General features: G+C 36.6%; 10 protein-coding genes and 1 riboswitch. All 10 genes read left to right on the forward strand.

Annotation, left to right across the window (positions count from 1 at the left end):
* The first annotated feature begins 14 nt into the window (after positions 1-14).
* The 10 genes from KFD70_RS11005 to KFD70_RS11050 all read left to right on the forward strand — a co-directional run bounded on the left by KFD70_RS11005 (position 15) and on the right by KFD70_RS11050 (position 11758).
* Positions 15-1199, forward strand: a complete 1185-nt coding sequence (locus KFD70_RS11005; RefSeq protein WP_336452253.1) for a CaiB/BaiF CoA transferase family protein — start codon at positions 15-17, stop codon at positions 1197-1199.
* 25 nt (positions 1200-1224) lie between these two features.
* Positions 1225-2793 (forward strand): class I adenylate-forming enzyme family protein, encoded by a 1569-nt coding sequence (locus KFD70_RS11010; RefSeq protein ID WP_336452252.1) that lies wholly within the window; start codon positions 1225-1227, stop codon positions 2791-2793.
* 88 nt (positions 2794-2881) lie between these two features.
* Positions 2882-4120 carry an MFS transporter gene (locus KFD70_RS11015; RefSeq protein ID WP_336452251.1) on the forward strand — a complete coding sequence of 413 codons (1239 nt, stop codon included), beginning with the start codon at positions 2882-2884 and terminating at the stop codon, positions 4118-4120.
* Positions 4121-4344: 224 nt separating this feature from the next.
* Positions 4345-5769 carry a M20 family metallopeptidase gene (locus KFD70_RS11020; RefSeq protein ID WP_431613190.1) on the forward strand — a complete coding sequence of 475 codons (1425 nt, stop codon included), beginning with the start codon at positions 4345-4347 and terminating at the stop codon, positions 5767-5769.
* Between the two features lie 162 nt (positions 5770-5931).
* Positions 5932-6327, forward strand: a complete 396-nt coding sequence (locus KFD70_RS11025; RefSeq protein WP_336452249.1) for a YidH family protein — start codon at positions 5932-5934, stop codon at positions 6325-6327.
* A 465-nt stretch (positions 6328-6792) separates the two neighbouring features.
* Positions 6793-8121, forward strand: coding sequence for a YjiH family protein (locus KFD70_RS11030; protein WP_336452248.1), 1329 nt, complete (start codon positions 6793-6795; stop codon positions 8119-8121).
* Between the two features lie 451 nt (positions 8122-8572).
* Positions 8573-9151 (forward strand): GNAT family N-acetyltransferase, encoded by a 579-nt coding sequence (locus KFD70_RS11035; RefSeq protein ID WP_336452247.1) that lies wholly within the window; start codon positions 8573-8575, stop codon positions 9149-9151.
* A 9-nt stretch (positions 9152-9160) separates the two neighbouring features.
* A complete protein-coding gene (locus KFD70_RS11040) occupies positions 9161-9658 on the forward strand; it encodes a GNAT family N-acetyltransferase (protein WP_336452246.1) in 498 nt (165 codons plus the stop codon).
* 332 nt (positions 9659-9990) lie between these two features.
* Positions 9991-10620 carry a YdcF family protein gene (locus KFD70_RS11045; RefSeq protein ID WP_336452245.1) on the forward strand — a complete coding sequence of 210 codons (630 nt, stop codon included), beginning with the start codon at positions 9991-9993 and terminating at the stop codon, positions 10618-10620.
* Positions 10621-10790: 170 nt separating this feature from the next.
* Positions 10791-10881, forward strand: a riboswitch (SAM riboswitch).
* Between the two features lie 58 nt (positions 10882-10939).
* Positions 10940-11758: a MetQ/NlpA family ABC transporter substrate-binding protein gene (locus KFD70_RS11050; RefSeq protein WP_431613191.1), complete on the forward strand. Its 819-nt coding sequence runs from the start codon at positions 10940-10942 to the stop codon at positions 11756-11758.
* Positions 11759-11767 lie beyond the last annotated feature (9 nt).

Raw genomic sequence — 11767 nt, forward strand, 5'->3', positions numbered from 1 at the left:
AGAATAGACGTATAATGTATGAATATTTTAAGCAGATAAAAGTCATTGACTTATCTCGGATACTTCCTGGACCTTACTGTACCATGCTGCTAGGTGATTTAGGAATGGAAATCATAAAGGTTGAAGATATTGCGCATGAGGATATCACAAGAGATATGGCAAAACCGATATTCAATATGGTGAATCGCAATAAGAAGTCAATCGCTATTGATCTTAAGCAGGAAGAAGGGAGAGAAGTTCTCTGTCAGCTGGTAGCAGAGGCGGATGTTTTTTTGGAAGGGTTCCGCCCTGGTGTTTTAGATCGCTTAGGATTCGGATATGAACAGGTGAAAGGAATAAATCCACAGATTGTTTATTGTTCTCTTTCCGGGTTCGGACAAACGGGTCCTTATAAGGATCGCGCCGGCCACGATTTAAATTTTTTGGCATTAGCCGGTATGGTTGGTATTCCATCACAAATGGAAATGCCTACGACACGTCCTGCTACTCGGATAGCCGATTTGGCTGGAGGGATGATGGCCGCATTTTCAATTCTTGCTGCCCTCATGGAGTCCAAACATTCAAAGCAGGGGCAGTATGTCGATGTTTCTATGACAGATGTTTTGGTCACTTGGGTGGGATTATTCTTGCCTGCTCTGATCAAAAACGAGAAAGCGCTTTCTGGAAGGGAGTCTCCATTGGTGATGCCTGGAAATGACATGTATGAAGCTAAAGATAGGAAATGGCTTGCTCTCGGATTAAATGAAGATAAATTTTGGGCGAAATTCCTACATTGTCTGCAGGAGGAATTTCCAGCCCTCAGTTTGAAGCAATGGAGAAGCCCGGTGGAAAGAATGCATAGAAAGATAGAGCTACACCATTTGATAAAAGGAATTATTCTGTCTAAGCCATTCAGTTATTGGGAGAAAATTTTTGGTTCATCGGATATTCCATGGACTCCTGTTAACAGTGCCATTGATGTTATTAGAGATCCACATTTGAAAGCAAGACAGATATTCTATCACTGTTTTAATCAGGAAACAGGTGAGAAAGAGCTTCATGTCAGATTCCCTACATTATTTTCTACATCACTTCCAACTTGTCAAAGTGCAGCTCCAGCGTTAGGAGAACATACCGAAGAAATATTACAAAGCTTGAATTATCAATCTTCAACAGTGGATCATTTACGAGAAATAAAAGCTGTTGGAATCTACAAATAGACTATTAGGGAGGTATTAAATTTCTATGCAACAGACGACATTTCAGTCACTGCTTTTGAAAGGAATGAACAGGTTTGGGGACTTGCCGGCGATAACCTTATTACCAGCAGAGGAAACATTAACGTACAAGGAGTTGTTAGAAAAATCACGACGTATAACTGAATATTTACTCAGTTTAGGTGTAGGGAGAGGCACCCATGTTGCTACCATTATTCCAAATAGCCTGGAGAATGTGCTGTTCAATGTAGCTATTTCGCAATGCGGTGCTATTTTGGTTCCGTTAGGAGAAAAGCTAGGGGTTCATGAGGTTGATTTTATTTTGAAAGAATCAAAACCTAAAGTTGTCATTATGGCAACACAACCTCATGTCGAAACAGTTCTTGAATACTTGCAGGGAGCGGAAGATGGTTCTGTACGCGTTATCGGTCTGTCTAAATTCGGTATCGACTATCCTAATAAGTTTGAGGTATTCCAATGGCCAGAAGAGACAGTTCGTCCAGATTTACCGACTGTCTTGCCAGAAGATATCGCACTTTTGTCTTATACAGGTGGAACAACAGGTACACCTAAAGGAGTAATGCATTCTCAGAGAGGACTAGGAGCTGCTATGATCTCAGCTAGCATCGAGGATTCACTTGATGACCAAGATCGTTTGCTACTGAGCACCCCACTCGTACATTCAGCTGGTTCGCTACTTTGGAGGTCTCTTATTTCAGGAGTACACGTGTATATTATGCGTGGATTCCAAGCTGAATATATTATGAATACAATTAAGCAATACAGAATTACGTCTACATTCATGGTACCGACCATGTTGTACAGACTACTTGATTTGGCGAAGGAAATAGACTATGACGTGAGCTCCGTCAAGAATATCTATTATGGTGCTTCTCCTATTTCTCAAGAGCGTTTGAAGGAAGCCTTTGAAGTATTTGGACCAGTTATCCGTCAGCAATATGGGATGACAGAATGTAATATCGTTATTTCGAGACTTTCTAAAAGCGCTCATATTTGGGCTTATCATAATAACATGGAAGTATTGAAGAGTTGCGGACAGCCGTGTTTGATGACCGAAGTACGTATTATTGACGACAATGGGAATGATGTTGAGCCATTAGAGCTCGGAGAAATTATTGTGAAATCTCCAACTATGATGGAGGGATATTATCAAAAACCTGAACTAACTACAGAGACAATCCGTGACGGCTGGCTTTACACCGGTGACATCGGTAAGCGGGATGAAAATGGTTTTTTATATATTGTGGATCGAAAGAAAGATATGATTATTTCAGGAGGAATGAACGTATATTCAGCAGAAGTGGAGCGCGTGGTAAATCAGCATCCGGCTGTTTCATTATGTGCTTGCATCGGTGTTCCTCATCCTGATTGGGGTGAAGCAGTCTGTGTAATTGTGTCTCCAAGGGATGGAGTTAGCTGTACGGAAGAGGAAATCATCGATTTTTGTAGGAAGAACACTTCTAAATATATGGTACCTAAAGAAGTTTATTTCCGAGATACCTTTCCGCTCACAACAATCGGAAAAATCGATAAGAAGGCGTTAAAAACAGATGTGCTTGCAACGAATATTAACTAATGGATAACTTAAAAGCCGAGGCTTATTATATTCTCGGCTATAAGCTCTTTTTGTTTAGAAGTATTTTCTAAAAAAGAGGTGAAAGCGAATGGATAGTTATTCGGGCGGTAAGCGAAAATTTATTATTTTGGGTTTTCTATTTATAGCAATGATTTTAAGTTTTTTTGATCGTTTGGCAATTAATGTGGGGATTATTCCTATTGAAGAAGAGTTTCAACTTAGCCCTTCCCAGACTGGATTGCTGATAAGTGCATTCTTTATTAGTTACTCTTTTATGCAGCTATTAGGTGGATGGCTGACAGATAGATTTGGTGCAAGGGTAATGATAATTATTTCTCTCATAAGCTGGTCAGTGTTCACAATGATGACAGGTTTTGCTTGGTCCTTTGCCTCCTTATTATTTATTCGCTTTTTATTTGGATTAGGGGAAGGGCCGTTCCATTCGGCAGCAGTATTGTCTATTCATGAGAATTTTCATGAAAAAGAAAGAGGAAGAGCAAATTCATTTTTTATGTCTGCTCAAAGTATTGGAGGCGTTTTGGGAAGCATAGTTGCTGCATCAATGGTAGTAACTCTAGGATGGCGGTGGATGTTTATCAGCCTTGGCATTCCGGGGATTTTAGTAGCTATAGCATTCTGGTTTGTCTTGAAACCTCAAGAAGTCCAAACTCCCAAAAAAAGTAACCAACGCTTAAATAAAGTTTCTTTAAGAGTGTTATTTAAAGTAGATAACATAGGGAAAATCATTTTTGCCAAGTTTTTTTCAAGTATCGTAAACTGGGGTCTTATCTCTTGGATGCCGATGTACTTGGTGAAGGAGAAGGGGCTTGATTTGGTATCTGCAGGTGGGTTAATAGTTATTCCGTATATTGCCAGCTTTCTAATGTTTAATATAAGTGGTTGGCTTCTTGATAAATATATGGTAGGCCGAGAGAAGTATCTTATTATCATAGGTTCCCTTTTCACTGCATTATTTATCAGCTTCATGTTTAATGCTACATCCATAACGCTTTTTATCACGTTTTTTACATTAACTGCGATGGCTATATCTTTCATCGGAACAACGCTTCTTACTATTATATTAAAATATGGGCCAAAGGAACTCATCGGCTCTGTAACAGGGGTTATAAGTTTTGTTGCTCAAATTGCCGGCGCGATTTCCCCAGCTGTGATTGGATTCATTATTAGTCTGTTTAATGGCTCCTATGATGCAGCGTTTTGGTTTTTAATCGTTTCTGCGTTTTTAGTTGCAATTGCCGGGTTTACTATAAATACAAACAAAATGCATTTATCTGGAAAACAGGCTGAAAAGACAGTATCAATTTAATTATGAGAGGAGAGAATTAGCAAATCTGGTCATCCTCACCTCCTATATGATGTAACTTTGTGTTTCACTTCTTGGCGGGATAATTTTATAAATCTTGCCTATTATAATACATACACGAGGGTCAAAAGCATAGATAGGTAAAATCTAAAAATAGGTATAGTCACGATGAGTGAGCTAAATGTTGAATTACTCCGTTTTATTATTCAAAAGAAGGGGTGTTTACTATGTTAAATCATAAAAGAATTGTAGAAATTATTGAAGATAAGAGGGAAATGTTTATTCATATAAGCGACCGTATATGGGATTACGCTGAAACTCGATTTGAGGAGTTTCGCTCTGCCAATCTACTTTGCGAGGTACTAGAAGAGGAAGGATTTACTGTGGAACGTGGAGTCGCAGGTATGGAAACTGCATTTATTGGAAGTTACGGAAGTGAAGGTCCTATCATAGCTATCCTCGGAGAATATGATGCTCTCTATGGTTTAAGTCAAGAGCGTGGAATGACGATTTATCAACCGATTCAGCAAGGAGGAAACGGTCATGGGTGTGGGCATAATTTGCTTGGTGCGGGTTCATTGGCCGCTGCAGTCGCTGTACGGCATTATATGGAAGAGAATAAAATAGAAGGAACAGTTCGTTACTATGGCTGTCCAGCGGAAGAGGGAGGAGCTGGAAAAACGATTATGGTTCGCGAAGGCTTGTTTCAGGATGTGGACATTGCTGTTTCGTGGCATCCCTTTCCTATAAACGCGGTAGTATCGGTGACCAATCTGGCAAACTATCAAGTGTATTTTAAGTTTAAGGGAAAAGCAGTACATGCCTCTTCTGCTCCTCATCTTGGACGCAGTGCACTGGACGCCGTAGAGCTAATGAACATTGGGGTTAACTTTCTTCGTGAACATATTGTTCCAGAGGCTCGTATTCATTACGCGATTACTAATCCAGGGGGATTCTCACCAAATGTTGTGCAGGCGGAAGCGGAAGTACTCTATAAAGTCCGCACCCCGAAAATGTCTCAATTAGAAGAATTGTATCAGCGTGTATGTAAGGTTGCCCACGGTGCAGCCATGATGACTGAAACAGAAGTGGATATCATTTTTGACAAGGGATGTTCCAACCTGATTCCTAACCAAACGCTAGAAACTATTATGTACAATAACTTCCGTAAGCTAGGTGTTCCTACTTTTGATGAAGCAGAAAAGGAATTTGCTCGTCAAATTCGCTCTACCCTATCGGAAGCGGATAAACAAAATATGTTTCCAATACAGGTAGATAAAGATTTCATGAATCAGCTGAAAGAAGAGGAGCTTTCTACTGTACTCTTACCTTACATAAACAAAACGTTTGAAATGAAGAGTTCGACCGATGTAGGAGATGTCAGCTGGATAGTCCCCACTGTACAGTGCGCGACTAATTGCTTTGCGATGGGGACGCAGCCTCATACTTGGCAAGTTGTAGCGCAAGGAGGGACATCTATTGCTCATAAAGGTATGCTTCATGCTGGAAAAGTAATGGCAGCTACTGCTATCGAAATTTTGCAAAGTACGGAACTTGTCAACAAAGCAAAAGCTGAGCTAAAAGAAAGGTTAAATGGTGCTAGTTATATTTGTCCAATTCCAGAGGAGAGCAATCCTATTAAAAGTCAATAGCTTCCTAAAATCTATTTAGCCCCGACAGTTGCCGCTTGATAACGAAGGGCTATTTTTTTATCTTATTATTTTGCTTCGAAACTTTGGATTCTTTTATTAAGTAATGGTTTTTGCTATGTCTCTTTATAAAAATTCGCTAATAAAGGAGGGGATTTCTTAATTATGGAAGCTTTAAATAAGAAGAAAGGATTACCAGAAGAAAGTGTGAAATATGCCCAACAGTATTTAGCTAATGAAAGAACTTATCTTGCATGGATACGAACTGCTATATCTATTACAGGAGTAGGTTTTTTAACGACTTCATTACATTTTACTATTAAAATTAGCTCTAATTCATATGTTAATATATTAGTAATAGTTCTTGGAATTTTTGCGTGTGTTATTGGTTTCATAACTAGCGTGTTGTCTACTGTTCAATATGCAAGAAAAAGAAGAGAAATTCAAGCAGGTATCTTTATTCCGGCTAATCAGTCTATTATTTTTGTATCAATCCTTTTTTCGTTGTTAATTTTTATGATTTTTATGTATCTGTCTCTCATACTATTTATGAAACCTTAATCACATTAGAAAATTGAGTTTAATGAAATAATAGCTACTTTTACAGTATCTCCTATACAAAGTGAATGGGATCGACATATTTATTGGAGAATAAGAGATTTCTAATTCACTTTATTTACATAGACTTGCTGTTATACCTAAAAATATGAAGTATGTATGGCATAGGTAAAATGATATTGCGCTGGATACAAGAAAATATGCAAGGTGATAAAGAGTATTTAAAGTTGGATTGTGTTGCAAATAATACGAAACTAAACAACTTCTACAAAAACAATGGTTTTGAGCATTTCGGTGTGGTTGATGGTCATAATAAGTATCGAAAAAGGATGAGGAAATAGCTCCCATTCTTTTTTCGGATAGCTTGTTAACACTTTACACATTAAGTTTGTTATTTACTATATACAGAAAAAAGAGGATTATGAAATATTTATACAGAATATTTAGATAACTGGAGGTGTAAAGGAATTGAGCCAAATTGAATTAGAAAACAAAATCGTAAAAACAAGGCAGGAGAAACAAATCATTCTTCGTTTTATCCTTGCTAGTTTGGTTGGTATCTTTATGTTTTTTGTACCTGTTACAATCAACGGTACGTCATCAATCATGATTGATCACATTGTATCTTGGATTCGAGGAGCGGTTCCAACAGCTGTACCATATTATGCTTTATTTGTCATGACAATTGGTGCAATATATCCATTTTATACAAAGAAATGGAGTGCATCAATTGTAGATATTTGTTTTTCATTCTTAAAAGTTATTGGAGTCGTATTCGGAGTATTGTACTGCTTTAAAATAGGACCCGCTTGGTTTTTTGCTCCTGATGTTGGACCGTTTCTTTATGAAAAACTAGTCGTGTCGGTAAGCTTACTTGTACCAATTGGATCAGCATTTTTAGCACTATTAGTCGGATATGGCCTATTAGAATTTATCGGGACATTTTGTAGACCAATTATGAGACCATTATGGAAAACGCCAGGGCGATCAGCAATTGATGCAGTTGCTTCTTTTGTGGGGAGTTATTCGCTTGCCTTATTAATTACGAACCGTGTGTATAAGGAAGGAAAGTATACAATTAAAGAAGCTGCCATTATTGCGACAGGCTTTTCAACCGTTTCAGCAACGTTTATGATCATCATCGCTAAAACGTTAAACATTATGCACTTATGGAATTTATATTTTTGGACCACACTTATCGTAACATTCATTGTAACCGCTATCACCGTAAGAATCCCGCCACTACGAACGAAACCAGATACATATATTACGAAAGAAGGTTTTCCAGAACCAGTTTATAAAGAGAAGATGTTAGAGCGTGCTTGGGAAGATGCGTTAGAAGTATCGAAATTGGCGCCGAGTGTGATGAAAAATATTTTGGTTAACTTAAAAGACGGGTTCATTATGACGATGGGGATTTTGCCATCCATTATGTCCGTTGGATTAATCGGTATCTTACTAGCGAAATATACGCCGGTATTCGATTGGATTAGTTATATTTTTTATCCGTTTACATGGATTATGCAGCTTCCAGAAGCCGAACTAGCTGCAAAAGCAGCATCAGTTGGAATTGCGGAGATGTTTTTACCGTCATTACTTGTTGTGAGTGCGCCACTTGTAACTAAGTTTGTCATCGCAGTTGTATCCGTATCGTCTATTTTATTTTTTTCAGCATCGATTCCATGTATTTTGTCTACAGATATTCCGTTAAAAGTTTCCGAACTTATTATTTTGTATGTGCAAAGAACAATTTTAGCATTGGTGATTATTACGCCAATTGCATATGTTTTGCTTTAAGGGTGTAAAGGTCTCTCTTATATTATTAAAGTGATTCCTTTTGAATTTCTAGTGAAAGAAATTTTTGGGTACGAACCATTCACCATGTACAAGATTCGGTATGTATACGGTTATTGAAATAAATAATGGAAGAGATAATATGGATTCTTTGTTATTTGGAATGTTGGGAGGAATCATATTTAGTATCATCACGATCGGACTTCAAATTAAATGGAAATTGCAATCTATTGAAAATTTGTTAGAAAAAATTGTAGAGCACAAAAATAATAATTCGGAGGAAAGGGATTAAATTTACTTTGAGAGATGAAAAAGGCTCACTTGCGTTATAAAAGTGAGCCTTTTTTCTGTATGATTGGATTTTAAGTGATAGAAAATAAAGTTTTGAATATTTTGATATATGTTGTAAGGCGAATTATAATATAGCTAGATACAGAGAAAAGGGGAATTGTTTATGGAAATAGTAAACGAAAGAGCAATGCTACGATTAATGAGTGCAAATGATGTAGAAAAATTATTTGCTATTGTGGAAGGAAATAAAGAAATATGGACGTATTTAATAGCTAAAATGGACAACTATCAAGATATGGAGCGATATGTTGAAACGGCAGTAAAACGTTATAAAAAAGGAACGGATTTACCATTTGTTGTGATAGATCAAAAAATGAATGAAGTTGTAGGGAGTACACGTTTGTATAGTATTTCAAATGATAACAAAACGGTTGAACTTGGCCAAACATGGTATCATCCGAGTGTACAACGAACGAGTATCAATACGGAATGTAAGTACATGTTATTGCAATATGCGTTTGAAGAGTTGCAAATGCTACGCGTGCAAATAAAGACAGATTTACGAAATGAAAAAGCGCAGCGAGCGATTGAAAGGCTTGGTGCTGTAAAAGAAGGTGTACTACGAAATGAGAGAAAGTTACCGAGTGGCTATGTAAGGGATGCGGTAGTATATAGCATCATTTCGAGTGAGTGGCCAGTAGTGAAAGAGCAACTACTGAAAAAAATGGATTTACATAAATAGGAGGCATACATGACAAATATTGAAACAAAGAGACTAAAAATGATTCCCTTTACATTAGAACTTGTTGAGGCAACGATAAAAGGAAGAGAAGAGCTGCAAGAAATCATACCATATAAAGTATCTTTAGAATGGCCCATGCCTGATTATAAAGATATCTTGCCGTGGATTGCGGAAGGTTTACGAAAAAATCTAAAGCAAAGTAAATGGAGTGGGCTCATTATTCATAAGGAAGATAATCTAATTATTGGTGATATGGGTTGTAAAGGTGCACCTGATTCAAGGGATACAGTAGAGATTGGATATAGTATTGTGCCAGAATATCAAGGGAATGGCTATGCAACTGAAATGGCAAAAGCTTTCGTTGAATGGCTACAGCAGACTAATGAGGTGCAAATCATTAAAGCGGATTGTTTCAAGAGTAATATTGCCTCAAGTAAGGTTTTAGAAAAAACAGGATTCAAATGTGTACTGGAAGAACAGCATATGAAATATTGGATTATAAAGTAGATAGAAAAAAGAGGTGTGTTTCTATGAAATTAGGAAAATCACTTCTTTTTTCTTACAAAGTGATTCCTTTTTTTATATACTTTTGTTTCATCATTCCCTTCTGTGAAGAAATTCGTTACAATAGAGTTGTATGAGAAATTTTGTACATAAATCAAATTCATAAAATATGAACCACAAAAAATAGTAAATGAAAAATCCTCTATTTGAATGAAAACCCTTTATAGCACGAATCAATTGTTTAGAAACGTGCCTTCTTTCAAATGAACTCAAATATAATGATTTAAAATAGATTATTTTTTAGAAGTATGGATAATGCACGGGGGCCAGTACAAATGAAACAAAATAAAAAAAGTAAAAAAAGAAGAGTTTTGCAAGTGTTCTTACTCATGGTTAGTTCTATCATTCTATTTATAAGTTATGCAGCTTACGATATTTGGAGTTATCGTTTTAAAACAGATGAGGTGGATACAGATGCTGCTATTGTACTAGGGGCGGCTTCTTGGAACGGAAAACCGTCTCCTGTATTTCGTGAAAGAATCAATCATGCAATTTCTTTGTATAAGAATGGAAGTATTAAAAAAATTATTTTTACAGGTGGTACGAAATTTGAAGCAGAGCAGGAAGAAGCACGCACTGCGAAAGCGTATGCATTAAAGCATAACGTAAAGGATGAAGATATATTAATTGAAACACAGTCGCGTTTTACAGAAGATAATTTAAAGAATGCAAAGCAGGTCGGAATTGATAATGGCTTACATACATACACGATTGTAAGTGATCCTCTTCATATGAAGCGAGCGATGAAAATAGCGAAGCATATTGGGATGGATGCATATGCATCACCAACGCCAACGTCAGCGTATAAAACATTAGATACAGAAATTCCATTTTTCTTTAAAGAATTATGTTCTTATATTGGGTATGTTGCATCGTTACCTTTACGTATGTTGAAAGGCGATTAAAAAATAAAGAAAAGGATAGACAAAGGTAGAGTGGTTCTACGGAGTCTATCCTTTTTTATGCAAATATGATGCGGATTTTTTATGACTTTACAAATTATAGAAAATTTTTAAATAAAAAACCTTGTATTTTCATCGGAATAGTGACACAATAGAATGCATAATCAAATATAATCTTATCGAGAGAAGTGGAGGGAACGGCCCAATGAAACTTCAGCAACCTATCTGTTAATAAAAAAGGTGCTAATTCCGAGTAGATAAGAAGGAAAAGAGATGACAACCTTCTTATATGTAAGGTTGTTTTTTAGTAGGAGGAGAAGGGATGAAGCGTTTATTTTTTGCACTTGTAAGTATTGTATGTAGTTTATTTATTATTACTGGTTGTACGCAGAAATCAGGGGGCGATCAAAAAGAGATTCGTTTAGGCTTTACACCTGGCCCATATAGCGATCAAGTGAAAAAAGCAGTACAACCGTACTTAGAGAAAAAGGGGTACAAAATTAAAATTGTTGAGTTTAATTCACCAAACGAAACAAATCCAGCATTAACGAATAAGGATATTGATGCAAATATATTTCAAAGTACTGCTTTTATGAAGTCTTACGCAAAAGAAAATAATGCGAAAATTTCAAGTGTTATTCAAGTTCCATCAGCACCTCAAGGTGTATACTCTGAAAAACATAAATCATTAGATGATTTGAAAGATGGAATGAAGATTGGGGTACCAAATGATCCAGTTAATTTAGAACGAGCATTACGTATTTTAGAAGGGATTGGCTGGGTGAAATTAAAAGAAAATGTAAATATTTTAACAATCTCTGAAAAAGACATTACGTTTAAAAAGAAAGATTTCAAATTAGTACCGCTTGAATCACCACAGATCCCAAGAGCGATGAAAGACTTAGATTACGGTATTATTAACGGAAACCTTGTCATTTCATCTGGACATAAGTTAAAAGAAGCATTGGAATTAGAAAAAACACCTTCGCAACACAGAATTATTGTTACTGTTCGTGATGAAGATAAAGCAAAACAATTTGCGAAAGACTTAATTGAAGCGTACCATTCACCAGAATTTAAAAAGATGATTCAATCTGAAGAACAATTTGAAGGATTCGTGCTTCCTGATTACTTAAAGTAAAGGAGATCT

It is taken from the genome of Bacillus pfraonensis (assembly GCF_050768835.1).
Classification (GTDB): Bacteria; Bacillota; Bacilli; order Bacillales; family Bacillaceae_G; genus Bacillus_A; species Bacillus_A pfraonensis.

Bases quoted from the DNA above. Each gene is read 5' to 3' on its own strand.
- KFD70_RS11015 (WP_336452251.1), top strand. From the start codon at position 2,882: ATGGATAGTTATTCGGGCGGTAAGCGAAAATTTATTATTTTGGGTTTT.
- KFD70_RS11050 (WP_431613191.1), top strand. From the start codon at position 10,940: ATGAAGCGTTTATTTTTTGCACTTGTAAGTATTGTATGTAGTTTATTT.
- KFD70_RS11010 (WP_336452252.1), top strand. From the start codon at position 1,225: ATGCAACAGACGACATTTCAGTCACTGCTTTTGAAAGGAATGAACAGG.
- KFD70_RS11020 (WP_431613190.1), top strand. From the start codon at position 4,345: ATGTTAAATCATAAAAGAATTGTAGAAATTATTGAAGATAAGAGGGAA.
- KFD70_RS11025 (WP_336452249.1), top strand. From the start codon at position 5,932: ATGGAAGCTTTAAATAAGAAGAAAGGATTACCAGAAGAAAGTGTGAAA.
- KFD70_RS11040 (WP_336452246.1), top strand. From the start codon at position 9,161: ATGACAAATATTGAAACAAAGAGACTAAAAATGATTCCCTTTACATTA.
- KFD70_RS11005 (WP_336452253.1), top strand. From the start codon at position 15: ATGTATGAATATTTTAAGCAGATAAAAGTCATTGACTTATCTCGGATA.
- KFD70_RS11035 (WP_336452247.1), top strand. From the start codon at position 8,573: ATGGAAATAGTAAACGAAAGAGCAATGCTACGATTAATGAGTGCAAAT.
- KFD70_RS11045 (WP_336452245.1), top strand. From the start codon at position 9,991: ATGAAACAAAATAAAAAAAGTAAAAAAAGAAGAGTTTTGCAAGTGTTC.